At 62.4% G+C, this 23,898-nt stretch carries 21 protein-coding genes; all 21 read left to right on the top strand.

Annotated features, from left to right (window positions below; translation table 11 throughout):
• Positions 1-25 precede the first annotated feature (25 nt).
• Entirely contained in the window at positions 26-1,540 is a 1,515-nt protein-coding gene (locus ACU688_RS24260; RefSeq protein ID WP_448186664.1) for a TolC family protein, read from the top strand.
• The gene (gene cysC, locus ACU688_RS24255; RefSeq protein ID WP_448186663.1) at positions 1,524-2,135 is read left to right on the top strand and encodes an adenylyl-sulfate kinase; all 612 of its coding nucleotides are present in this window, start codon (positions 1,524-1,526) and stop codon (positions 2,133-2,135) included. Before ACU688_RS24260 ends, cysC begins: the two co-directional genes overlap by 17 nt.
• 9 nt (positions 2,136-2,144) lie before the next feature.
• Positions 2,145-2,390, top strand: a complete 246-nt coding sequence (locus ACU688_RS24250; RefSeq protein ID WP_448186662.1) for a DUF2789 domain-containing protein — start codon at positions 2,145-2,147, stop codon at positions 2,388-2,390.
• 306 nt (positions 2,391-2,696) lie between these two features.
• The gene (locus ACU688_RS24245; RefSeq protein WP_124526276.1) at positions 2,697-3,107 is read left to right on the top strand and encodes a MarR family winged helix-turn-helix transcriptional regulator; all 411 of its coding nucleotides are present in this window, start codon (positions 2,697-2,699) and stop codon (positions 3,105-3,107) included.
• Positions 3,104-5,182 (top strand): FUSC family protein, encoded by a 2,079-nt coding sequence (locus tag ACU688_RS24240; protein ID WP_448186661.1) that lies wholly within the window; start codon positions 3,104-3,106, stop codon positions 5,180-5,182. Before ACU688_RS24245 ends, ACU688_RS24240 begins: the two co-directional genes overlap by 4 nt.
• Positions 5,179-5,388 (top strand): DUF1656 domain-containing protein, encoded by a 210-nt coding sequence (locus tag ACU688_RS24235; protein ID WP_010214247.1) that lies wholly within the window; start codon positions 5,179-5,181, stop codon positions 5,386-5,388. The genes ACU688_RS24240 and ACU688_RS24235 overlap by 4 nt, the downstream gene beginning before the upstream one ends.
• Positions 5,385-6,275, top strand: coding sequence for an efflux RND transporter periplasmic adaptor subunit (locus ACU688_RS24230; RefSeq protein WP_448186660.1), 891 nt, complete (start codon positions 5,385-5,387; stop codon positions 6,273-6,275). Before ACU688_RS24235 ends, ACU688_RS24230 begins: the two co-directional genes overlap by 4 nt.
• The gene (locus ACU688_RS24225) at positions 6,272-7,714 is read left to right on the top strand and encodes an efflux transporter outer membrane subunit (protein ID WP_448186659.1); all 1,443 of its coding nucleotides are present in this window, start codon (positions 6,272-6,274) and stop codon (positions 7,712-7,714) included. Before ACU688_RS24230 ends, ACU688_RS24225 begins: the two co-directional genes overlap by 4 nt.
• Before the next feature lie 81 nt (positions 7,715-7,795).
• Positions 7,796-8,428, top strand: coding sequence for a hypothetical protein (locus ACU688_RS24220; protein ID WP_026137109.1), 633 nt, complete (start codon positions 7,796-7,798; stop codon positions 8,426-8,428).
• Between the two features lie 147 nt (positions 8,429-8,575).
• Positions 8,576-10,072 carry a YdgA family protein gene (locus ACU688_RS24215; protein WP_448186658.1) on the top strand — a complete coding sequence of 499 codons (1,497 nt, stop codon included), beginning with the start codon at positions 8,576-8,578 and terminating at the stop codon, positions 10,070-10,072.
• A 299-nt stretch (positions 10,073-10,371) separates the two neighbouring features.
• Positions 10,372-12,852 carry a poly-beta-1,6 N-acetyl-D-glucosamine export porin PgaA gene (gene pgaA, locus ACU688_RS24210; RefSeq protein WP_448186657.1) on the top strand — a complete coding sequence of 827 codons (2,481 nt, stop codon included), beginning with the start codon at positions 10,372-10,374 and terminating at the stop codon, positions 12,850-12,852.
• 12 nt (positions 12,853-12,864) lie between these two features.
• On the top strand, positions 12,865-14,862 hold the full coding sequence (gene pgaB, locus ACU688_RS24205; protein WP_448186656.1) for a poly-beta-1,6-N-acetyl-D-glucosamine N-deacetylase PgaB: 1,998 nt from the start codon (positions 12,865-12,867) through the stop codon (positions 14,860-14,862).
• A 2-nt stretch (positions 14,863-14,864) separates the two neighbouring features.
• A complete protein-coding gene (gene pgaC, locus ACU688_RS24200; protein WP_017739205.1) occupies positions 14,865-16,205 on the top strand; it encodes a poly-beta-1,6-N-acetyl-D-glucosamine synthase in 1,341 nt (446 codons plus the stop codon).
• A gap of 2 nt (positions 16,206-16,207) precedes the next feature.
• Positions 16,208-16,690 (top strand): poly-beta-1,6-N-acetyl-D-glucosamine biosynthesis protein PgaD, encoded by a 483-nt coding sequence (gene pgaD, locus ACU688_RS24195; protein WP_448186655.1) that lies wholly within the window; start codon positions 16,208-16,210, stop codon positions 16,688-16,690.
• Between the two features lie 486 nt (positions 16,691-17,176).
• A complete protein-coding gene (locus ACU688_RS24190; RefSeq protein ID WP_448186654.1) occupies positions 17,177-17,647 on the top strand; it encodes a hypothetical protein in 471 nt (156 codons plus the stop codon).
• A 330-nt stretch (positions 17,648-17,977) separates the two neighbouring features.
• Positions 17,978-20,548, top strand: a complete 2,571-nt coding sequence (locus tag ACU688_RS24185; protein ID WP_448186653.1) for an autotransporter family protein — start codon at positions 17,978-17,980, stop codon at positions 20,546-20,548.
• 140 nt (positions 20,549-20,688) lie between these two features.
• On the top strand, positions 20,689-20,991 hold the full coding sequence (locus ACU688_RS24180; RefSeq protein ID WP_448186652.1) for a hypothetical protein: 303 nt from the start codon (positions 20,689-20,691) through the stop codon (positions 20,989-20,991).
• Between the two features lie 9 nt (positions 20,992-21,000).
• A complete protein-coding gene (gene lepB / locus ACU688_RS24175; RefSeq protein ID WP_448186651.1) occupies positions 21,001-21,789 on the top strand; it encodes a signal peptidase I in 789 nt (262 codons plus the stop codon).
• Entirely contained in the window at positions 21,786-22,364 is a 579-nt protein-coding gene (locus ACU688_RS24170; RefSeq protein WP_448186650.1) for a hypothetical protein, read from the top strand. Before lepB ends, ACU688_RS24170 begins: the two co-directional genes overlap by 4 nt.
• Before the next feature lie 219 nt (positions 22,365-22,583).
• The gene (locus ACU688_RS24165; protein WP_448186649.1) at positions 22,584-23,165 is read left to right on the top strand and encodes a hypothetical protein; all 582 of its coding nucleotides are present in this window, start codon (positions 22,584-22,586) and stop codon (positions 23,163-23,165) included.
• 44 nt (positions 23,166-23,209) lie between these two features.
• Entirely contained in the window at positions 23,210-23,890 is a 681-nt protein-coding gene (locus ACU688_RS24160) for a CsgG/HfaB family protein (protein WP_448186648.1), read from the top strand.
• Positions 23,891-23,898: the final 8 nt, after the last annotated feature.

The raw sequence follows: 23,898 nt of genomic DNA, 5'->3' as shown, positions 1-23,898 counted from the left end.
GCGCGGTAACAGGGGCAGTCCACGGATGAATAAAAGTCATAAGTTGTTCGGCGCCAGCTTGCTGGCCCTGGCGATCAGCGGTTGTGCGGTCACCAGCAAGCCGATTGAACGCAGTGTCAGCGAGCAGCGCGCTCGCAGCGACCTGCAAGGCATGTACAAGGATCAGGAACCGCTGAGCGGCCCGTTGACCCTGCACCAGGCCATGGCCCGTGCGGTGAAGTACAACCTCGAAGGTCGTTTGAAGGTGATGGAAGAGGCGCTGGCCAAGCGTCAATCCGATCTCTCCAGCTTTGACATGCTGCCGCGCATGGCGCTGTCGGCCGGTTATGCCGGGCGCAACAACACCAACGCCTCCAGCAGCCAGAGTGTACGCACCGGCACCCAGTCCCTGGAACCGTCCACCTCCCAGGACCGCGACCGTCGCGTGGCGGACCTGACCATGGTGTGGAACGTGCTCGACTTTGGCGTCAGCTACATCAGCGCCAAGCAGCAAGGCGACCAACGCCTGATCATCCAGGAACGCCGCCGCAAGGTGATCAACACTATCGTGCAGGACGTGCGCTCGGCCTACTGGCGCGCCGTGGCGGCCGAACGTTTGCTGGGCCAGATCGACAGCCTGATGGCGCGTGTCGATCAGGCCCAAAGCAACAGCCAGAGCATGAGCGAGCAACGCATCGGCGATCCGGTGCAAGCCCTCGGCTACCAGCGTTCGCTGATCGAGGCCACGCGCCAGTTGCAGGAACAGCGCCGTGCGTTGTCCCTGGCCAAGACCGAACTGTCGACCTTGATCAACCTGCCGATGGGCACCGACCTCAAGCTGGCCACGCCGGACGACTACAGCGTGCCGCAACTGAAGGTCAACCTCGCCAGCCTTGAGCAGGAAGCCCTGGCCAACCGGCCTGAGCTGCGCGAGCAGGACTACCAGACCCGCATCAGCGCCGCCGAAACCCGCAAAGCCATGCTGCGCTTGCTGCCGGGCCTGGAATTCAGCGCCGGCGGGCACTACGACAGCAACTCGTTCCTGGTGGACAACCGCTGGGCCGACTACGGCGCCAAGGTCACCTGGAACCTGTTCAACGTGATCTCGGCCCCGGCCGCCATCGACGTGGCCAAGGCCGGTGAAGAAGTCGCCACCGCCCGGCGCCAGGCGATGTCCATTGCGGTGCTGGCGCAGATCTACGTGGCCAACGCCAACTACCAGGACGCCGTGCGTCAGTTCAAGACCAACGAGCAACTGGCGAATATCGACGGGCAGATCCTCACCCAACTGCGCAACCGCCACCAAGCTGCCGGCCTGGGCGAGCTCGACCTGATCCAGGGCGAACTCAACACCCTGCAAGCCGACCTGCGCCGCGACCTGGCCTACGCCGACCTGCGCAACGCCTACGGCCAGATCTTCGCCAGCGCCGGTCTCGACCCGCTGCCCGAACAACTGGACTCCGACCGCGTGCAGACCATCGCCACCGCCCTGGCCGGCCGCGAATCGGCGTGGGCCGCGGGCAACATCGCAGCGCCGGTGCCGCGTGCCGTCGCCCAGTAATTTGGTGGCGCCGACGGCGAGCATCACTCGCCGTCAACGCGAGGCCCGCAATGGGCATCGCGGCATGGCGATCCTGCTCACCGGCTTGCCCGCGTCGGGCAAGTCCACCCTCGCCCAGGGCCTGCAAGCGGCGTTGTTCGAGCAAGGCCGACAGAGCGTGGTGCTTGACGGCGACGCCTTGCGCGGCGGCCTCAACCGAGACCTGGGGTTCGCCGACAGCGACCGCCTGGAAAACATCCGCCGCGCCAGCGAACTCGCGGCATTGCTGGTGGACAACGGCCAGATCGTGATCCTCGCGCTTATCGCGCCGTTGGTGGAGCTGCGCGCGGTATTCGCCGAGCGCCTGGGTGGCGACTATCGGGAAGTCTGGTGCAGCGCCTCGTTGGCGGTGTGCGAACGGCGTGACCCGAAAGGGCATTACGCCCGTGCGCGACGCGGGGAGTTGCCCGGGTTTACCGGGGTTGGCTCGCCCTATGAACCGCCGCCGCATGCGTCACTGGTGCTGGACACTGGCCTACTGTCGGCGCAGCAATGTGTCGAACGGTTGTTGGCATGGCTGGCGCCTGGGCTAGACTCGGGTGACTCATCTTCTTAGGAATCCGTTATGGAACCGCCTGTACATAGCTTGTCGTCGCTGTTCAAGCAGTTGGGTCTACCGAGTGACGCGCAGAGTATTGATCAGTTTTTGGCCGTTCACTCGCCGCTCAAGCCGGATCTGGAACTGGCCGATGCGTTTTTCTGGACGCCAAGCCAGAGTGCGTTTTTGCGTGAAGAGAAACGCAAGGACGCGGATTGGGCGGTGTTGGTGGATGAGTTGGACGTGTTGTTGAGGAAGGGGCGGGGGGTGTAAAAAACTTCGCGAAACCCCCAAAAGTTGAAAAAACGGGGGGTTATTTGGTTTTTAGAAAACGCTGGCATTACAGCGTTTTATATATTCGGTTTAACCGTGCTGATGCTTATTTCCATACCGCTTTCCTGTCTGCTGTTCTTTCTGGTGCTTGACTGACTGGCATTGGGGAAAGCCCGCCCTCGTTTTTCCACTCATCCGCGAAATTGTTTCAAAACTTGACGGCCTCCCGTTCATCCACCATATTGATAGTTAGCAAACTAACTGTATGCGAACTATCCAGTGCCTCAATCCCTCGAACAACTCCAGATGAACCTCAGCAGCAGCATGGTGGTGGGCGCCCGTAACTGGCGCAAAATCTGCCAGACCACGCTGGTGAGCTACGGTATTTCCGAAGCCTGCGCCGTGCCGCTGTTGATGATCGGCCGCCTGGGCGACGGTGTGCATCAGGTCAAAGTAGCCCAGGCGTCGGGGATGGAAAGCCCGTCGCTGGTGCGCCTGCTCGACCAACTGTGCAACGGCGGCTACGTGTGCCGCACCGAAGATATCCACGACCGCCGCGCCAAGGCGTTGAGCCTCACCGAACGGGGCCGTGAGCTGGTGCAAGCGGTGGAAGTGCAACTGGTGCGCCTGCGCAAGGAAGTCCTCGCCGACATAGCGCCCGACGACATGGCCGCCGCCTTGCGCGTGCTGCGTGCCTTTGAGGCGGCGACCCTTTGAACGGATTTTTCAGCGGCTTCCCGCCGGCCCGCGACTGGTTCTACGGCGTGCGCACCTTCGCCGCCTCGATGATCGCGTTGTACATCGCCATGCTCATGCAAATGCCGCGTCCGTATTGGGCGATGGCCACTGTTTATATCGTCTCCAGCCCGTTTGTCGGCCCCACCAGTTCCAAGGCGCTGTACCGCGCCATCGGCACTTTGATGGGCGCGGCGGCGGCGGTGTTTTTTGTGCCGATGTTTGTGCAGTCGCCCTACGTGTTGGTGGTGGTGATTGCCTTGTGGACGGGCATCTTGCTGTTCCTCTCCATGCACCTGCGCACCGCGAACAACTACGCGCTGATGCTGGCCGGTTACACCTTGCCGCTGATCGCCTTGCCGGTGGTGGATAACCCGCTGGCCGTGTGGGACGTGGCCGAAGCGCGTACCGAAGAAATCTTCCTCGGCATCGCCGTGGCGGCGGTGGTCGGCGCGATGTTCTGGCCACGGCGCCTGATGCCGGTGTTCGACGGCTCGGTGAGCAAGTGGTTTGCCGACGCCCAGGTCTACAGCCAGCGCTTTTTGACCCGCAACGTGACGCCGGAAGAAGTCAGCAGCTTGCGCGGCGGCATGGTCGCCACCTTCAACACCCTGGAATTGATGATCGGCCAGTTGCCCCACGAAGGCGCGCGGCCACAGACGGTGCGCAATACCAAGGAACTGCGCGGGCGTATGATCCACCTGCTGCCGGTGGTGGAGGAACTCGACGATGCGCTGTATGCCGTCGAGCAGCGCGCGCCGCAGTACCTCGATCAACTCACGCCCCTGTTGGAAGCCACCAGCCAGTGGCTGCAAAGCAGCGCAGAAAATCCCTCGATGGACAGCTGGCGCGCCCTGCGTGATCAGGTCGAAGCCCTGCAACCCCAAGGCGAAGCGCTGGACGAACGCCCCGCGCTGCTGTTCTCCAACGCCCTGTACCGCCTCGGCGAATGGATCGACCTGTGGCAAGACTGCCGCAGCCTGCAAGCCGCCATCGCCTGCGAAAGCCAGGTCACCTGGCGCGCCGTCTACCGCCACTGGCGCCTCGGTCGCCTGACCCCGTTCCTCGACCGTGGCCTGATGTTCTACTCGGCGTTTTCCACCGTCACCGCGATCATCGTTGCCTCGGTGCTGTGGATTTTGCTGGGTTGGACCGACGGCGGCAGCGCCGTGATCCTGGCCGCCGTGGCCTGCAGCTTCTTCGCCTCAATGGACGACCCCGCGCCGCAGATCTACCGGTTCTTTTTCTGGACGGCGATGTCGGTGCTGTTCGCCAGCCTCTATCTGTTTCTGGTCCTGCCCAACCTGCACGATTTCCCGATGCTGGTGCTGGCGTTTGCCGTGCCGTTTATCTGCATCGGCACCCTCACCGTGCAGCCGCGCTTCTACCTGGGCATGCTGCTGACGCTGGTGAACACCTCGTCGTTCATCAGCATCCAGGGCGCCTACGATGCAGACTTCCTCAACTTCGCCAACGTCAACCTGGCCGGGCCCGTGGGCTTGCTGTTTGCCTTTGTGTGGACGCTGATTGCGCGCCCCTTCGGCGCCGAACTGGCGGCCAAGCGCCTGACGCGTTTCAGTTGGCACGACATCGTCGGCATGACGGAGCCTGCGACCCTCAACGAACACCGTCACCTCGCCGCGCAAATGCTCGACCGCCTGATGCAACACCTGCCGCGCCTGGCGATCATCGGCCACGACACCGGCGTCGCCCTGCGCGACCTGCGGGTGGCACTGAACCTGCTCGACCTGCTGGCCTACTCGCCGCGCGTCCTCGGCGTGCCACGGGTGCTGCTCAACCAGGTTGTCGAAGGCGTCGGCGGTTACTTCAAGGCTTGCCTCAAGGCCGGTGAACGCTTGCCCGCGCCGAGCGGTCTGCTGATGACCCTCGACCGCACGCGCCGCGCCCTCAACGGCCAGGGCCTGCAAGACGCAGACGACACCCGCGTACACCTGCTGCACGCGCTGGCCGGCCTGCGCCTGGCGCTGTTGCCTGGCGTGGAATTCATTGGCGGCACCGAGCAGGAAGCGCCGCTACCCGATGGAGCGCCTTTATGATCGGTGATCTGGATATCAGCGGGGTGTTCCTGCCCACGCTGCTGGTGCTGATGGGCATTACGTACGTGTTGTTTTTGGTGGTGCACGGGTTGTTGACCCGGCTCCACTTCTACCGCCTGGTCTGGCACCGGGCATTGTTCAACGTGGGGCTCTACGCGCTGTTGCTGGGCGCGGTGGACTCACTCAGTCGATACCTGATGACATGAAAAAACCCTTTTTGACCATCGGCCGTGTAGTCCTCACGTTGTTGATCGTGACCTTTGCGGTCGTCGTGGTGTGGCGCATGGTCATGTACTACATGTTTGCGCCCTGGACCCGCGACGGGCACATCCGTGCCGACATCGTGCAGATCGCCCCGGACGTATCCGGGCTGATCCAGCAAGTCGACGTGCGCGACAACCAATTGGTGAGCAAAGGCCAAGTGCTGTTTGCCGTCGACCAGGACCGCTTCAAGCTGGCGCTGCGCCAAGCCCAGGCCGCCGTGGCCGACCGCCAGGAAACCCTGGCCCAGGCCAGCCGCGAATACAAACGCAACCGTGGCCTGGGCAACCTGGTGCCGAGCGAGCAGCTGGAAGAAAGCCAGTCCCGCGTGGCCCGTGCCCAATCGGCCCTGGCCGAAGCCCAGGTGACGGTGGATTCGGCCCAGCTCAACCTCGACCGCTCGGTGATCCGCAGCCCGGTGGACGGTTACGTCAACGACCGTGCGCCGCGCAATCAGGAGTTCGTCACCGCCGGGCGCCCGGTGTTGTCGGTAGTGGACAGCAATTCCTTCCATATCGACGGCTACTTCGAAGAGACCAAGCTCGACGGCATCCACGTCGGCATGGCGGTGGATATCCGCGTGATCGGCGACAACGCCCGCCTGCGTGGACGTGTGCAAAGTATCGTCGCCGGTATCGAAGACCGCGACCGCAGCAGCGGCGCCAACCTGTTGCCCAACGTCAACCCGGCGTTCAGTTGGGTGCGCCTGGCCCAGCGCATTCCAGTGCGGATCGCGTTTGAAGAGGTTCCGGCGGACTTCCGCATGATCGCCGGGCGGACGGCCACCGTGTCGATCATTCCCGACACGGTCAAAAACGGAGAGCAGCCATGAAGCAACGGCTGGCGATTGCCGCGCTGGGGCTGATGCTGTCGGCCTGCCAGGCGGTGGGCCCGGATTACACGCTGCCGAATGAGGCCGCGGTCAAACGCGGCGACCTGCAAGGGCAGATCGCGGGCGAGGGCAGCAACGTGGTGTCGGCGCCGGTGCCGGCAGATTGGTGGAAGCTGTACAACGACCCGCGCCTGGATGAGCTGGTGCGCCAGGCCATGGTCTCCAACACCGATTTGCGCGTGGCCGCTGCCAACCTGCAACGCTCGCGTTATCAGGTGCAGCAGGCCGAATCCGCCGGCGGTTGGAATGCCGGCGTGAAGGCCGAGGCCCAGCGCTTGCAGGAGTCCGGCGAGGCGTTTTTGCTCGCGGATAAAGTCCCGGTGGCGAACATCGGCAGCGTGGGCATCAGCACCTCGTATCAGTTCGACCTGTGGGGCACCTTGCAACGCGGCATCGAGAGCGCCCAGGCCAGCGCCGACGCCGCCCAGGCGGCCGCCGATATTGCGCGCATCACCCTGGTGGCCGACGTAGTCCGCTCCTACACCCAGGTGTGTGCGGCCAACGAAGAACTGGCGATTGCCAACGAATCCCTCGACCTGCAAGGCCAGAGCACCAAGCTCACCCAACGCTTGCGCGACGCCGGGCGCGGCGATGAAACCCAGGTGACCCGCTCGCAAACCCAATACAAATCCTTGCGCGCCGACATGCCGCGCTACGAAGCGGCGCGCCAGGCGGGCTTGTTTCGCCTGTCGATGCTGCTGGCCAAACCGCTGGACCAACTGCCAGCGGGCACCGGAACCTGCGCTGAGCTGCCGCATATCGCCCAGTTGCTGCCGGTGGGCGACGGCGCCGCGCTGCTCAAGCGCCGCCCCGATGTGCGTCAGGCCGAGCGCCAACTGGCCGCCGCCACCGCACGCATCGGCGTAGCGACCGGTGCGCTGTACCCGGACATCAGCATCGGCGCCACGGTGGGCACCGTCGGTATTCTCGATAACCTCGGCACCGCGCCCACCAACCGCTGGGGCTTTGGCCCGCTGATCAGTTGGACCGTGCCGACCAACGGCGCACGCGCACGCATCCACGAAGCCGAAGCCGCGACCCAGGGCGCGCTGGCGCATTTCGACGGCGTGGTGCTCAACGCCATCCGCGAAACCCAGACCGGGCTGGCGCAATACACCGCGCAACTGCAACGTCGCGACGCCCTGAACGAAGCTGGCGAGTCAGCCAAGGAAGCGGCGGACCAGACCCACCGCTTCTTCCAGGCCGGCCGCGCGTCGTTCCTCGCCGACCTGCAAGCCACGCGCACCTACACCGATGTGCGCGCGCAACTGGCGGCGGCGAACACCCAGGTTGCCATGAGCCAGATCGACTTGTTCCTGGCCTTGGGCGGCGGTTGGGAAAGCGGACGAACGCAAGCTGCGCAGGCCAGCAAACCCTGAGCGAATAGCTATGCTTTGACAGGCGGGCCGCCGTGATGGCCCGCAGGTCACTGCTCGCGTTTGCTCATGGGGATTCCAATAATGAAAAACCCTTATGCTCCCGCTTTCTGGTGCGTGTTCTTCGCACTGGTGTTGTTATCGGCTGCCTATTTCTACGGCGTCATGCTCGCTCACCAAATCGACAAGGCCATGGTGTTTCTCGACAGTGCCTGCCTGGTGATCGGCACCTTGTCCATCGGTGTGGTGGCCTGGGCGTCCTACCAGAACCAACGGGTGAAGCGAAAACTGCTCGAACAAGGCAAGACCCGCGTGGCGATCTGGGACACCAAGGTGGCGCTGCGTCGCGTCGAAACCGTGTTTGACCGCTATTTCTGGGGCAGCTACTGGCAGCCGGGGCGCACCTTCCAGGAGGTCATGGGCGAGCTCACCGGCACGCCCCTGGAAAAAAGCCTCGAAGCCTTGAAAAAACAGTGCGTGGCGTTGGATCAGCAAGTCGCCGACGGTAGGCATTGGCTGAATAACGCGCGGGAATTGTCCGACGTCGCCACGCAAATGGCCCGTGAGCGCTACCAGCTGGACTTCTGCGACCCCAAGGCCGACACCCCGGGCAACGCCGTGATACACCGCGAGTTTGAGGTGTTGGTGTACACCTGGACCGCGCGGCTGAAGAGTTTTGATCACCAGCTCGATGAGATTGAATCGGAATATTCGTGAACCATCTGCTGACCTGACCCCTCTGAAAAGCTGGGCCGTTCGCGGCCGCCAGTGCTAATCTTCCCCCGCTTTTGGCGGGCTTGAGCCAACCCTTTCGGGGTTCAAGGAAGACAGCCCACTTCTCACAGGATTTGATCAGGTCACTTCATGAATAAGCCAGCCGTAGTTCTTTTGGGTTTTGTCGTCGCTGTAGGCGCTGTCAGTGCAGGCGGCGCCTGGTACACCGGCAAGCAGCTGGAGCCGGTGCTGCAAACGGCGGTGCAGGACGCCAACAAGGAACTGCAACGTTCCATGGCCGGCGTCGATGGGCGTCTGGACCTGGAACTGGTGTCCCTGGATCGTGGCCTGTTCAGCAGCACCGCGCACTATCGCCTCAAGGCCCAGGGTTCGTTCTTTGGTGAGCAGAACCCGAACCCGGAATTGCTTTTCGTCGACCATATCGAACACGGCCCGCTGCCGTTCTCGCGCCTGGTGTCGCTGAAGTGGCTGCCGGTCATGGCCACCAGTCACTATTCGCTGGAAAAGAACCCGACCACCGAAAAATGGTTCGCCGCCGCCAAAGATGTGTCGCCGCTCAAAGGCGTGGCCAATATCGGCTACAACCGTTCGGTCAGCGGCAATTTCGAGTTGCTGCCGCTGGAGTTCAAGGACGACAAGTCCTCGGCCAGCTTCTCCGGCCTCAACCTGGACTTCGACAGCAGCGCCGAAGGCAAGAAGGTCAAGGTCAACGGCTACATGAACAGCCTCAAGCTGACCGCCGTCGATGGCGACGGCACGCCCTTTGCGGCCGATCTGGCCGGCCTGACGGTGGCCAGCAACCTGGAAAAATCCACCTTCGGCTTCTACACCGGGCAGAACACCGTTGAGCTGACCGACACCAAGCTGACCTTCGGCCCGCAACAAACCGTGCTGACCCTCAAGGGCTTCGAGCAGAAAGACACCAGCGACGTCAAAGACAACACCATGGCCGGCCGCGTTGACTACAAGATCGACGAGATCGGCTACCAGGGCAAACCGGTCGGCTCCGCCGCCATGGCCGTGAGCGTGAAGAACATCGACGTGCCGTCGGGCCTGCTGCTGACCAAGTTGTACCAGGACAAGATGCAGCCGGTGCAAGCCGCTGCCGCTGCGGGCCAGCCCGTGCCGGAACTGCAATTGACCGAAGCCGAGCAAACCCTGGCCGAAGCCAACGTCAACCAGTTGCTGGCCGCCAAGCCGCAAGTGGCGTTGGAAAACCTGTCGCTGAAAACCACCCACGGCGAAAGCAAGTTCAACCTGATCCTGGACCTGGCCAAGCCATCGTCCATGGAGCTGCCACCGGTTGAACTGGGCAAGCAGATCATTGCCTTGCTGGATGCCAACCTGACCCTGTCCAAGCCCATGATCGGCGACATTGCCGCCCTGCAAGCCCAGGCTGGCGGCGTGACTGACCCGAAAGCCATCGAGCAGCAATCGCAGATGGCGGCCGAGATGGTCAGTGGCATGGCGGTCGGCACCCAACTGGCGACCCTGGTGGGCAACGACGTGGTCTCCAAGCTGCACTACGCCAACAATGAAGTGACCTTCAACGGCCAGAAGATGACCGTGGAGCAATTCATTGGCTTCGTCTTGGCCAAAGCCGGTGCGATGAGCGGCGCGCAGTAAAGATTCTGCCTTCACCCAGAAATAAATAATGGGGGAGTGGAAGTGCCGGTAATCGGGGTCAAACAATCGACGCTCAGGTCTATTGAAGCCCCGTTATCACTGGCAAGTCCGCTCCCCCATTCGTATTTCAGATTCGCTGCCAATTCTGAACAATTGTTATGAATTGGGCTTTCCCCTACTTTCTTAAGGGATAGTTCCTACAGGAAAGCTAGGTCGGGTCACGAGACGCCGACACCCTGATGCAAATTGCTCAGGACCACCTATCGTTACAGCTTTCCGTGTGTAAGGAAGCTCACGATATGCTGCGAAACCTCCCACTCAGTGCATCAGGCCGGTTACGACTGCTGATCGGGGCAGCCTTGTGCAGCCAGTTGCTGATGCCCGCTTTCGCGGTGGCCGACCCTGCCTACGACGCCTTGATCATTCAGGCGCGCAACGGCAATTTCACGCCGGCCCTGACTCAATTGCGTCAACTCCCTGCCGAGCGCCAGACGCCGGGCCAGGTCAGCGATCACCTGGTGATTGCCGGCTGGGCCGGGCAGGACGCCGAAGTGCTCAAGGTGTACGAAGCCCAGGGCAAAAACCGCACCTTGACGCCCCAGGCGCTCGCCACCGTCGCGCGTACCTATCGCAACCAGAAGCAGTGGGCGCAAGCCGAGGCGGTGTATCGCCAGGCGCTTGTGCGTGAGCCGAACAATGTCGACCTGCAACTGGGCCTGGCCCTGACCGAGGCCGACGGCGGTAAAACCACCGAAGCGGTGCAACGCGCCCGCGCGCTGGTAGCGGCCAACCCGAATGATCCCAACCGGCGCATGGCCCTGGGCTACGCGCTGACCCGCGCCGGTTTCAACTACGACGCGCTGTTTGAGTTCGACCAGGCGTTCATCCGCGCCGGTGATAAACCGGAAGTCGCCCGCGAATACATCGTCGCCCTGCAAAAGGCGCGCTTGCCGGAGCCGGCATTACGCCTGGCGGCCAAGCGCCCGGGCCTTATCGACCCAGTGACCCAGCGCCGCCTGGAAGGTGACCTCGCCGCAGAACGCGTGCGCATGGCCGAGTTCGCCACGCGCAGCGAAAAGGAACGCTACGTCATTGCCGACCGCGCCCTGCAGGATTACGACAAGCTCCTCGCCCGCTGGACCCCGGACCCCACCGCCAAGGACGACGTGGTGGTGTGGCGCATCGACCGCCTCGGCGCCCTCAAGGCACGGGCGCGTACGGCTGAGGTGATCCGCGAGTACGAAACGCTGCAGGCCGAAGGGGTGAAATTGCCTACTTATGCTGTGCGTTGGGTGGCGGCGTCCTACCTCGACCAGCGTCTGCCGGAAAAGGCCGCACCGCTGTATCGCCAGGCCATTACGGCGCCCGATGCCGACGTCGGCGACCGGGTTGAAGACAGCACTGCCTTGTTCTACGCCTTGCTCGAAAACGACCAGGTGGACGAGGCGCGCACCGTCGCCAAGAACCTGGCCGACAGCCAGAAACCCCGGGTTGAACTCAAGGGACTGCCCATCGGCAACCCTAACGATGAGTGGATGGACGCCCAACAATTGGCCGCACAGGCCGGCACCTATGGCGCCGATCTGCCGTCCAGCGAGAAATCCCTGGAAGAGCTGGTGGGCAAGGCCCCTGGCAGCATCGGCCTGCGCCTGGCGCAAGCGGAAATGTACCGCGCCCGCGATTGGCCACGACGCGCCGAGCGTGTCCTCAAGGAAACGGAGGCGCAAAGCCCGCGTGACATCGGCCTGGAGATGTCCCAAGGCTTCACGGCCCTGGACCTGCAGGAATGGCGGCAACTCGACATCCTCACCGACGATGTGGTCGCCCGTAACCCGGACAACCGCCAGGTCCAGCGTCTGAGCCGCCTGCGCGATGTGCATGACATGGCCGAGCTGAAGGTCGAGGCGTACACCGGCAAAAGCTTCGGCGGCGGCAACAACGGCGATGCCGGGGCCGTCTCGGGCAGCCGTGACTGGGGCATCGAAAGCCGGATCTACACGCCGCCCATCGATGAGGATTGGCGCGTGTTCGCCGGTGCCGGTTATGCCACCGCCGACTTTGAAGAAGGCACCGGCCACCACCGCTGGCAGGTGGTCGGCGTCGAGCGGCGCACCCGCGACATGACCATCGAGGCCGAGGTGTCCAACCACTCCTACGGCGATGGCTCCAAACAAGGCGCGGCGGTGTCGATTGCGCGCGACATCAACGACAACTGGCAATACGGCGGCAGCCTCGGCTACCTGCTGTCCACCACACCGCTACGGGCGTTGAACGAGGGGATCACGGCCAACGGCGGCAGCGGGTTCATCCGCTGGCGTGCCAACGAAAGCCGCGAGTGGAAACTGACCCTCAGCCCGTCCCATTTCAGTGACGGCAACGACCGCTTCGAAGCCTTGCTCAGCGGTCGCGAAGGCCTTTACAGCTCGCCGAAAGTGCAAGTGGACCTGGGCCTGGAAGTCGGCGCCAGCCGCAACAGCAAGGAAGACACGATCTACTTCAACCCGAAGTCGGACTTCACCGTGCTGCCGGTCATCAACATCAACCATGTGCTCTATCACCGCTACGAGACTCAGTGGAGTCAGCAGTTCCAGGTCGGTGCGGGCACCTATAGCCAGCAGGATTATTCCACCGGTGGCATCGGTCTGGTGGGTTACGGCCAACGCTACCGCTGGAATGACGTACTGGAAGCCGGCGCGAACCTGAGCCTGATCAGCCGACCTTACGACGGCGATCGCGAACGCGATCTGCGCCTGCTCGTCGACCTCACTTACCGTTTCTAGAAGAGCCTGACCATGACCGTCCTCAGCCGTTGCCTGTTGATTCTGGGCGTAATGCTGGCCAGCGCCTGCGCCCAGCAACCCGCACCTTTTACCCCTCCCGCCGAGCGGCCTGTTGCGCCCAACGAAGTGGCGTGGCCGAAAAACCATTTCCTCGGCATTGCCTACCATGACGTCGAGGATCGCGACCCCGATCAGGCGGTGGTGGCGGTGCGTACCGAACGTTTGATCGAGCAACTGGCCTGGCTGCGCGAGAACGGCTACCAGGCGGTCAGCGTCGATCAGATCCTCGCGGCCCGCAACGGTGGGCCGGCGCTGCCGCCCAAAGCCATCATGCTCAGCTTCGACGACGGCTATTCCAGCTTCTACACGCGGGTGATGCCGATCCTGCGTGCCTACCGCTGGCCGGCTCTGCTGGCGCCGGTGGGTTACTGGATCGACACGCCGATGAACCAGCCGGTGGACTTCGCCGGCCAACCACGGCCGCGCGGCGAGTTCCTGACCTGGCAGCAGATCCGCGAAGTGTCCCAGTCGGGCCTGGTGGAAATCGCCGCGCACACCGACAACAACCACAAAGGCATCCTGGCCAACCCCCAGGGCAATCTTGAACCGGCGGCCACCTCGCTGCGTTTTGATCCGGCCACCGGGCGCTATGAAAACCAGGCGCAATTCGACGCGCGGATGCGGGCTGACGTCGTGGCGATTTCCAACAAGATCCAAAGCGTGACCGGCAAGAAACCACGGGTGTGGGTGTGGCCTTACGGCGCAGCCAAAGGCACCGCGCTGACGATCATTGGCGAACAGGGCTACCAGATGGCCCTGACCCTGGAAGATGGCCTCGACAGCTCCAGCGACCTGATGAACAGTCCGCGCTTCCTGGTGGCCTCCGACCCGGACGGCGAGCATTTCGCCAACAGCATGGTCGCGGTGCAAACCAAGGCACCGATGCGCGTGTTGCACGTGGACCTGGATAACGTCTACGACCCGGACCCGGTCCAACAGGCGCGCAACCTCGACCAACTGGTGCAGCGCGTGGTGGACATGGGCGCGGGCACGGTGTTCCTGCAAGCGTTCGCCGACCCCAAGGGTGACGGCCTGGTGCATTCGCTGTACTTCCCCAACCGTCACCTGCCGGTGCGTGCCGACCTGTTCAACCGTGTCTCCTGGCAGTTGCACACCCGTGCCCATGCCAGCGTGTATGCGTGGATGCCGGTGCTCAGTTTTGCCCTCGACCCCAAGCTGCCACGCGTGACGCGCTGGGACCCGAAAACCGGCCAGGTCGGCCTCGACCCGGATCAATACAAGCGCCTGTCGCCGTTTGACCCGCAAGTGCGCAAGGTCATCGGCGAGCTCTACGAGGACCTGGTGCGCAACAGCTCCGTCGACGGCGTGCTGTTTCACGACGACGCGGTGTTCAACGACTTCGAAGATGCCAGCCCTGCCGCACTCAAGGCCTATGCCGCCGCCGGCCTGCCGAACACCATCGAAGCCCTGCGTGCCGACCCGGCCGTGATGCAACGCTGGACCCGTTTCAAGAGCCGCTACCTGATCGACTTCACCAAGGAGCTGACCGCCAAGGTCCGCGCCATCGGTGGGCCGCAGCTGCTGACCGCGCGCAATATCTTCGCCGAGCCGATGCTCAACCCGCAGAGCGAAGCGTGGTTTGCGCAGAACCTGGATGATTTCCTCCAGACGTACGACTGGACCGCACCGATGGCCATGCCGCTGATGGAAGGCCAGGAGTACAGCAACTCGAATGTCTGGCTGGAGAAGCTGGTCGCCACGGTCAAGACGCGCCCTGGCGCGCTGGAACGTACCGTGTTCGAACTGCAAGCTAAAGACTGGCGCACCAAGGCCGCTCCCGACATCGACGCCAAGCAGATGGCTGAATGGATGGGCGTCCTCAAGCGCCAGGGTGTCACGAGTTTTGGCTACTACCCGGACAACTTCCTGGAAAATTCCCCGGACCTGAAGACTGTGCGTCCGGCCCTTTCCAACCAATGGAACCCTTGACCATGTTCGACAGAATCCTGGCTTTATTCGTGCTGGCATTGGTGTTGGGTGTGCCCCTGGGCCTGATCTTCCTGGTCACCGGGCAGTTCCTGATGGACTTCGTGTTTTTCTACCCGCTGTTCATGTCGGCGCTGTGGATTGCCGGCGGCCTGTACTTCTGGCTGCACTGGGAACGCCACTGGCCGTGGGAAGAGGACACACCGGCGCCGACCCTGGCCGGCAACCCGCTGATCTCGATCATCATCCCTTGCTACAACGAGGGCGATAACGCGGCCGAGACCATTCATGCGGCGCTGGACCAGGTGTACCCGAACATCGAAGTGATCGCCGTCAACGATGGCTCCAAGGACAACACTGCCGCAGTCCTCGATGCCCTGGCCCTGGAGCACCCGCGCCTGCGTGTGTTGCACCTGGCGCAGAACCAGGGCAAGGCCGTGGCCTTGCGCATGGGCGCGGTGGCCGCGCGCAGCGAGTACCTGGTGTGCATCGACGGCGATGCGTTGCTCGACCGCAATGCGGCGGCGTATATGGTCGCGCCGATGCTCGATAACCCGCGCCTCGGCGCGGTGACCGGCAACCCACGCATCCGCACACGCTCGACCTTGATCGGCCGGGTGCAGGTGGGCGAGTTCTCCTCGATCATCGGTTTGATCAAGCGTACGCAGCGGGTGTTCGGGCGGATCTTCACGGTGTCCGGGGTGGTGGTGGCGTTCCGTAAAAAGGCGCTGGACCGCATCGACTACTGGAGCACCGACATGATCACCGAGGACATCGACGTCAGCTGGAAGCTGCAACTCGATCACTGGGCGATCTTCTACGAGCCGCGTGCACTGTGCTGGATCCTCATGCCGGAAACCGTCGGCGGCCTGTGGAAACAGCGCCTGCGCTGGGCCCAGGGCGGTGCCGAAGTCTTGTTCAAGAATATCCGTGGCATCTGGCAATGGCGCCACCGCTACCTGTGGCCGCTGCTGTTCGAGTACTGCCTGTCCACCGGTTGGGCCTTCACCTTCCTGCTCTCGGTGATTTTCTGGGGCCTGGGTAAATTCATGGTGTTGCCGCAAGCGATTGCCGTGGATTCCCTGGTACCACCGGCGTTTACCGGCCTGGTGCTGGCGATGGTGTGCCTGGTGCAGTTTGCCGTGAGCATCCTGATTGACCGGCGCTACGAAAAAGACCTGTGGAAAACCCTGTTCTGGACGGTGTGGTACCCGATGGTGTTCTGGCTGGTCAGCTTGTTCACCACCCTGGTCAGTTTTCCCAAGGTGCTGTTCAACCAGCACCAGAAACGCGCGCGCTGGGTCAGCCCGGACCGCGGGATCAAACCAGCCAATGAGGACGTGTGATCATGAAACTGATCAGAACTCGCCAAAACTCGGTGATGTGGATCATCGACGTGGTGCTGACCCTGTTGGCCTGGGCCGGGTTGATCTGGCTGCTGGCGCGCGGGATCAACGCGATGCTGGAAACCCACGGCGGCCCGCGCATCGAGGCGCCGATCTTCGCCGCGCTCAACACCCTGCAGATCTACATGTGGATCGCGTTGTTCAACGCACTGATCCTGGTCTCGTGGGCGCGCTACCAGCAACGCAAGGGCCGCAAATTCGCCCAGCGCCGCGCCGAGGCCAACGCACTCAGCGACAAGAACCTCAGCGAAAGCTTCAAGCTCGGCGAGGGTGACCTGGAGCAACTGCGCAAACCGGGTGTGCTGGTGATCCACAACGACGAAGAGGGCGGTGTGGAGGAAGTGAAATCCCATGTCTCCCGTGATGTGGAAAAGCCGACATTGACCTTGGTGCCCGGCCAGGATCGCGGCAAAGACGCCAGCTGATCTGCGCGCTGTAGATCCTTTGGAATGCAGTCAATGTGGGAGGGGGCTTGCCCCAGTGACGGCCTGGCAGTCGGGCGATTTTTACCGGGTGTAAACCGGCTCTAGTGTGGGAGCTGGCTTGCCTGCGATGACTATGTGTATGGCGCTGGGGCTTTAAGGTCGGAGTACATATCCATTGCTGCGGTAACGGCCACTTAGGGTTCCGCTCTTACAGCGGCTAACCCGGCGTCCTGCCGGGTTGCCCACGGATTCAAGCCTGCGTTCGGCCAGCGTGGTTAACGGGGCGCCTAAGATCAAGATCAAAAGCCAGAGCCAGAGCCAAAGCTTCGGGGTTTGTCAGGTCCAGTAGTTGTGTAGATATCTATGCCCCGATAGCCCAATGTCTGCCAATGAGCTGGCGGAGGTGAGCAAGGGGTTGGAAGAGATATTGAGTTAGGATCGAAGGCCAAATAATCAAAACGCCACAATGGATTTGAGGTATCTGAAATGCCGCAATGGTCATCGCTGCGCAACTCAAGAGCCGCGGACATCGTCAGCGTACGAGAACCGAGTGTGCTCGCTTTGGAAGACGGCGTTTATAAAATTTCAGACGATCAATACATCCTGGCGGATGCTTTTCTCGATGAGGGAAATGAAAAACACCGGTTGGTATCCGTCTACTGGGCCAGCAGTGAGCCTGGCTTTCGAAGAGCCTACTCCATGGACATTGAAAACGATGACCTGGCTGTACGCCCGCCACCGCCCGAATTGCTGCCGGTGGGGGCCGATGGGACCTATGGCCAGATAAAAAACGCGCTAACTGAGGCCTCGTATATGGAGTGCGCCTCTTACCGCGTGATGACTGACGGCGCATTTATCCACAAGAGCTTGGAAAACGCGTCTGCCTCTTATTTTTTTCGCTCGCCTGAAATCCTGAGCGACGAGTTGCCTTTCGCAATCGTGTGGAAGTGTCGATGATCGCCCCCTGATTGCGACCCAGTTCACAAAGCGCCACCCCCTGCGCACTTCGTTTGAACATTCCGTTTATTCCAATGTCATTACCCCGCCCACCCCATAACTGGTCGGGCTGCATGGACTGCAGCGTTTTCAAATGACATTAAGGATTGATGTGAACCTTCCCCCCTTATTCCCCTGCCTGCCACCGCCCCTTGCGGTGTGCCTTCGTGCGCCCGGGTTTTATGCGGGCGCCCTGGGGGAATGCATTCGGATCAATTGATCCCTTCACTCGGTACACCGACTGCCGCCGGGCGTTTTGGCGGCAGTGAGCCGTAGTTCATGGAGTTAGAAATGAAGCGCAAGCCGTTCCAGAAAACCCTGTTGGCCCTGATGGTCAGTGCAGGTGCCGCGCAGGTCAGCGCGGTGGAATTCGACATCAGCAGCGGCCAGAACACCTGGAACAACCAGGTGTTCAGCGAGCCAGTGACTCTGGTCGGTTCACGCAATGTCGTGGCCACCCAGCGCAGCACCGACGGCGTGAGCATTGCCAACACTGATATCCAGGGCTCGCTGATCAACCGCGCGGACATCACCCTGGATGGCAGTGGCCAAGACGTGCGTGGGTTTGTCGTGGACGGCGCGCTGGACCCGGGCGGCATGAGCCGTGGCGGCACCATCACGGGTGATGTGATCCAGGCCGGCACGATCAACCTCACCAACCAGATCTGGGCCGAAGGCTTTGAAGTGGGCGCGGCCACCATCGGCGGCAGCGTGATCAACTCCGGCACCATCATCGCTGTTGACGTACCGGGTTCAGGCTCGCTGAGTGACGGCGAGGGCATGTACCTCAATGGCACCGCCGTCGCCGGTGATGTGGTCAACTCCGGCCTGATCGATGTGACGTCCTTCTACGGCTACGGCCTGATCCTGGACACCCACAACAACATGCCGGTGACCGTCGGCGGCAAGATTCTCAACTCCGGCACCATTCGGGTGACCGGCGAAGAGGCGCTCGGCTTTGTCATCGAAACCGACACCAACGACCTGAAAATCGAAAACAGCGGCCTGCTGACCGTCACCGGTGAGCGAGCGAAGGCGGTGCAGTTCTACAGCGGCAATATCGACTACCTGCTTAACACCGGCACCATTGAAGCCAAGGGCACCGAAGCGATCGCGGTGGACCTGCGCGGCGCCAACTTCACCAGCAACTTGCCGAGTGGCGAGCGCGGCATCGTCAACCGGGGCACGATCAGCGCCGGTTCGACGGCGATTTTCATCAACCCGACGATGCAGCTGACGCCGCTGGAAATCAACCAGCAAGCCGGTGAAATTCGCAGCAACTCCGGCACCGCGATTGACGCCAATAACCTCGCCAGCCTGAACTGGACCGGCGGCAAGATCGTCGGCGACCTGCTCAACCTCAGCGCGGTCAATATCGCCGGCCAGGCCGACTTCACCGGCAACCGCATCATTGCGCCGGTCTCGGTCAACTCCGGCTCCTTGAATCTTTCCGCGCAAGGCACCGCCATCACCGGCGACCTCAATGTCGCCAACGGCGCGGGCATCGACATGCACCTGTCCGACAGCGTCGTGCCGACCACGGCGTACCTGACGGTCAACGGCAACGTTACCTTCGCCAACGCCTCGAAGCTGACCGTGAGCGCCAACCCTGGCGACTTCGCCAGCACCAACGACGGTACGCAATACACCCTGCTGCAAGCCACCAGCGTGCAAGACAACGGCCTGTCGGTGAACAGTGCTTCGGCATTGCTCGACGTGCTCAGTTACTCGGCCGATGCGCAAACGGTCAAGGCCGTGGTGGCGGTCAAGGCCGACGCGCAAGTCCAGGAAGAGCTCGCCGGTGTAGGCGCCAGTGCGGCTTCGGCCACGGCGGTCAACAGCTTCAAGAACGGCGTGCTCAGCCGCCTCAGCGGTGACGACCAGGTCTTCCAGGCCCTGGCCAACGCCGGCACGGCCGCGCAACTGGCGCAGATCAGCGACCAGCTCCAGCCGGACGTCAACCGTGGCGCGCTGGACGTGGCTTTGTCCGGGCAAACCGTGGTCAACGGCGCGATCTTCAATCGCCTCACCGAACAACGTGAAAGCCAGCAACGCGGTGGCGTGTGGGTGCAGGGCCTGAGCAGCAACATGGACCAGGACGGTCGCGGCGGTGCCAACGGTTACTCGGCCAACAGCAGCGGCATGGCGGTGGGTGTGGACGGTCGGGTCAACGACACCACCACCCTCGGCGTGGCCTACAGCTACCTCAACTCCAACATCCATTCGGACCTGGGCAACAAGACCGACGTCGAAGGCCACGCGTTGTCGCTGTACGGTAACTGGTCGCTGCAAAACTGGTTTGTCGATGGCAGCCTCAGCTACGGCCATAACGCCAACGAGAGCAAGCGTCACATCGCCGGCACCACTGCCAAGGGCAGCTACGACAGCAACGTGTTGTCCGCCAGCGTGATCGGCGGCTACAGCTTCAAGCCGTCGCAGGCGGTAGTGATCGAGCCACGCGTGGCCGCGCGTTATGCCAATGTGCGCATGGACGGCTACGACGAGAAGGGTTCGTCGGCCGCGCTGAGCACCCGTTCGCAGCGTTATGAAGTGGGCGAGTTGGGCGCCGGTGTGCGCCTGGCCGGCAACCTGCCGATGGGCGCGGGCAGCTTGCAGCCGGAAGCGACACTGATGGCGTATCACGACCTGATGGGTGATCGTGTCGCGCAAACCTCCAACTATGTGCTGGGTGGTTCGGCGTTTACCGTCACCGGCGCGTCGGTGGCGCGTGACAGCTATGAAGCCAGCGTGGGCGTGAATTACCAGGTGTCGGACTTTACCGTCGGCGCCAGCTACACGCGCCAGGCGCGCAGCGGGTTTGATGCCGATGGCGTGATGCTCAAGGCGCGGTACGCGTTCTAACGGCAACTGCTGCACTTGTGGCGAGGGAGCTTGCTCCCGCTGGGCTGCGAAGCGGCCCCAGAATTTTTGGGAGCGCTGCGCACTCCAGCGGGAGCAAGCTCCCTCGCCACAGGGTTTTGTGTATTTTTTGGAGAGGGGCTATGGATCGATATGCAGGTAAACCGTTTCTGCGGCTGTTGGAGTGCTATGTCCTGGACGCCATCGGTGAACTGAGCGATGAGCAACAGGCCACCTTGCGTGCCATGGAGCCCAAGCTGCACGAGGTGTATGGCGTGTCGGGCAGTTGGCAGGCGGTGATCGAGGCGCAAATGGATTTCCCCGCGACGGTCGCCGACAAGATCAGAGAGATATGGCGCACCAACGCCGAGAAGTTTGCCAGCGCCGGGACCCCGATCAACGCTGAAGACTTCGCGCAACACTTTGTGGACACCAATTTTTCTTAAGGACCCTCAATGAAACCCGCAAAACTCTCCCTGCAAGCCTTCCTGATGTCCTGCCTGGTGGCGGGCTGGGGCCTGGTCTACGTGGGCCGGATCAAATGGGCGATCTGGGTCGCCGCGATTTTGTACGGCGGCGTGGTGTTGCTCGGCGTCTGCGGCCTGATCGCGTCGCCCATCGGGCTGTACGTATTTGCCGCCTTCGCGATTACGGTCAAGCTCAGTTCGGCGATCGTGTCGGCGGTGTTGGCGCGTCGCTACGACGGCCCGCCGGATGTGCCGCGCAAACGCTTCCACGCGCTGTATGTGGGCGTGTTGATGGTGCTCACCTTTGTGCTGCTGGAAGTGCTGCGGGGGCCGTTGCTGGGCTTCAAGAACTACTACATTCCGTCGGGCTCGATGGCGCCGACGCTGTCGATCGGCGACTACATCGTTTCCGATCTCAAGGCTGGTGCGCCGAAGGTCGGCGACATCGTGGTGTACCGCTGGAACGGCACCGAGGCGGTCAAGCGTGTGGCCGGCGTGGGCGGCGATACCTTGGCCATCGTCAATGGCGAGCTGATCCACAACGGTGAAAACCTCGGCCTGTTCCATGCCCCGGCTGACCGCGTGAACGGCGCGGCGTCGATGGAACTCGCGCCGCTCAAGGTCGAACCGGGTCACGTCTACCTGCTGGGTGACAACCGCAACAACAGCAACGACAGCCGCTTCATGGGCCAGGTCGCCGTTGAGGATGTGGTCGGCAAAATCACCGGGATCTGGTTTTCCGAAGATCGGTCGCGCATCGGGACGACGTTCCCATGACCAGAAGCTTGATGTTGCTCTGCCTCGTCGTGCTTGCTGGCTGCCAGGGCGTGCCCTATCGCGGCGCCGAGGATCAGGCGCGGATCAACAACGACCTCGCCCTGGCGGCAACCCCGGCGCAGTTCATCCCGTTGCGTTGGGCCTATTCGAACTACGGCGTTCAAGACGGCGTGCAGACCGAGGACGCGGTGGCCGTTGTGCAACCCGGGCTGGTCACGCTGGTGGGATATGAGGACGGGCACTATGTGCGCAAGGCCAGTTTCCCGGCGGCGGCGGTGGATTGTGCCTACGTGTTTGCCAGCGAGAGCAGTAATCGGCCGGTGTGGTTGCTACAGCAGGAGCGCTACGTGTTCCTGTCGCCGAGCGACCATCGTGGCAATGGCGATAGGGCCCGGCGGGTGCAATTGGTCAAGCAGCTGGCTAGCGGCGGATTCAGGATTCAGACCGATGCCCAAGGCTCGGCGTACCGTGCGACCGGGAAGTCGGAGCGGCAGTTGGTGCTGAATACGGTGATTGGGCATCACATGGAGGAAGTGGCCGAGAACCAGGCGTACAACGTGTGCCGGCCTCAATAATTGCGGTGTTTGGGCGAACGCCATCGCGGGCAAGCCCGCTCCCACCTTGGAATGCAGTCAACTGTGGGAGCGGGCTTGCCCGCGATAGCGGTGGCCCAGGCAACGACAATGCCGAGTGACAGCGCACGCAACTGACCAAATACACTTGAGAACCCCTCCTAACTCCGTAAAATGCCGCGATTGTTTAAAGCTCGATACTGTTCAGGGATGAATTCATACATGCGCTTGCTTGTCCTCTTTTTCGCCGTCTGCCTCATGGCGGGCTGCGCCTCCAAGCCGGAGTACTACGTCTCCCCGGCGCCGGTCACCATTCCCAAGACTGCAACCTTCTGGCTCGACACGTTTGATGTTGAGGTGGTGGGTAAAAACGAGCGCTTCCTGCCCGACGACAAGGTTCGCCAAGCGCTGGGGGTCGATATGGTCAACCGTTTGCTCAAGGCCGGTCGCTACGCCACCAGCAAGGACAAGGCCGACTATCTGCTGGATATGAACATTGTGTACACGCGCCATATCCAGGACTCGAAAGGCGGGCTCGCCACCCTGATCGTCGACGACAACAAGCTGCTGCTCAGTGTCGATTTCAGCTACAAGGTCGCGGTCAAGAAGAACGGCACCGAGGTGCTGCACTTTTCCAAGGCCCTGTATGACCAGGTGCCCGGCGGCGTGATCGGCAACTTCGAGCAGTACAAAACCATGGGCGCCCTGGTGACGAATAAAAGCAACGCCAGTGTCGAAGGCTTCTACTTCAGTGTTTATAGCCGCGACATCGTCAACGACATACGCAACATTCCCACCCGTTAGTTTTACCTGCTGCACCTGCTGATTTCTCACTCTAGGAGCACTCTGTGAAAGCACTGTCCAAAATCCTGCTGTCGGGCTTCACCGCCGCAGCGCTGCTCGGCGTGGCCGGTTGCGCCACCGAGAGCAACCGCGCCCTGCCGGTGGAAAAAGTCGCCAGCGCTGGCGTCGTTTACAACGGCGTGCGCGTGCCGATTGCCGTGGGCAAATTCGACAACCGCTCCAGCTACATGCGCGGCATCTTCTCCGACGGCGTTGACCGCCTCGGCGGCCAGGCCAAGACCATCCTGATCACCCACTTGCAACAGACCAACCGCTTCAGCGTGCTGGACCGCGACAACATGGGCGAAATCTCCCAGGAAGCGGCGATCAAAGGCACCGTGCAGAAGCTCAAGGGCGCTGATTACGTGGTCACCGGCGACGTTACCGAGTTCGGCCGCAAAGAAACCGGCGACCGCCAGCTGTTCGGCATCCTCGGTCGCGGCAAGACCCAGGTGGCCTACGCCAAAGTCGCGTTGAATATCGTCAATATCAGCACTTCCGAAGTGGTGTATTCCACTCAGGGCGCCGGTGAATACGCGCTGTCCAACCGTGAAGTGGTCGGCTTCGGCGGCACCGCCAGCTACGACTCCACCCTCAATGGCAAGGTCCTCGACCTGGCCATGCGCGAAGCCATCAACCGCTTGGTAGACGGCATCAACGCCGGCGCCTGGAACCCGCGCAACTGATCAGCAAC

This window comes from Pseudomonas acericola (SeqCode) (assembly GCF_053456465.1).
Note: the sequence above shows the minus strand (reverse complement) of the source record. Positions and strands in the feature narration are given on the sequence as shown.

Bases quoted from the DNA above. Each gene is read 5' to 3' on its own strand.
- ACU688_RS24170 (WP_448186650.1), top strand. From the start codon at position 21,786: ATGACCAGAAGCTTGATGTTGCTCTGCCTCGTCGTGCTTGCTGGCTGC.
- ACU688_RS24260 (WP_448186664.1), top strand. From the start codon at position 26: ATGAATAAAAGTCATAAGTTGTTCGGCGCCAGCTTGCTGGCCCTGGCG.
- ACU688_RS24220 (WP_026137109.1), top strand. From the start codon at position 7,796: ATGAAAAACCCTTATGCTCCCGCTTTCTGGTGCGTGTTCTTCGCACTG.
- ACU688_RS24235 (WP_010214247.1), top strand. From the start codon at position 5,179: ATGATCGGTGATCTGGATATCAGCGGGGTGTTCCTGCCCACGCTGCTG.
- ACU688_RS24185 (WP_448186653.1), top strand. From the start codon at position 17,978: ATGAAGCGCAAGCCGTTCCAGAAAACCCTGTTGGCCCTGATGGTCAGT.
- ACU688_RS24245 (WP_124526276.1), top strand. From the start codon at position 2,697: ATGAACCTCAGCAGCAGCATGGTGGTGGGCGCCCGTAACTGGCGCAAA.
- lepB (WP_448186651.1), top strand. From the start codon at position 21,001: ATGAAACCCGCAAAACTCTCCCTGCAAGCCTTCCTGATGTCCTGCCTG.
- ACU688_RS24215 (WP_448186658.1), top strand. From the start codon at position 8,576: ATGAATAAGCCAGCCGTAGTTCTTTTGGGTTTTGTCGTCGCTGTAGGC.
- pgaB (WP_448186656.1), top strand. From the start codon at position 12,865: ATGACCGTCCTCAGCCGTTGCCTGTTGATTCTGGGCGTAATGCTGGCC.
- ACU688_RS24250 (WP_448186662.1), top strand. From the start codon at position 2,145: ATGGAACCGCCTGTACATAGCTTGTCGTCGCTGTTCAAGCAGTTGGGT.
- ACU688_RS24165 (WP_448186649.1), top strand. From the start codon at position 22,584: ATGCGCTTGCTTGTCCTCTTTTTCGCCGTCTGCCTCATGGCGGGCTGC.
- ACU688_RS24190 (WP_448186654.1), top strand. From the start codon at position 17,177: ATGCCGCAATGGTCATCGCTGCGCAACTCAAGAGCCGCGGACATCGTC.
- pgaC (WP_017739205.1), top strand. From the start codon at position 14,865: ATGTTCGACAGAATCCTGGCTTTATTCGTGCTGGCATTGGTGTTGGGT.
- ACU688_RS24180 (WP_448186652.1), top strand. From the start codon at position 20,689: ATGGATCGATATGCAGGTAAACCGTTTCTGCGGCTGTTGGAGTGCTAT.
- pgaD (WP_448186655.1), top strand. From the start codon at position 16,208: ATGAAACTGATCAGAACTCGCCAAAACTCGGTGATGTGGATCATCGAC.
- ACU688_RS24230 (WP_448186660.1), top strand. From the start codon at position 5,385: ATGAAAAAACCCTTTTTGACCATCGGCCGTGTAGTCCTCACGTTGTTG.
- ACU688_RS24225 (WP_448186659.1), top strand. From the start codon at position 6,272: ATGAAGCAACGGCTGGCGATTGCCGCGCTGGGGCTGATGCTGTCGGCC.
- pgaA (WP_448186657.1), top strand. From the start codon at position 10,372: ATGCTGCGAAACCTCCCACTCAGTGCATCAGGCCGGTTACGACTGCTG.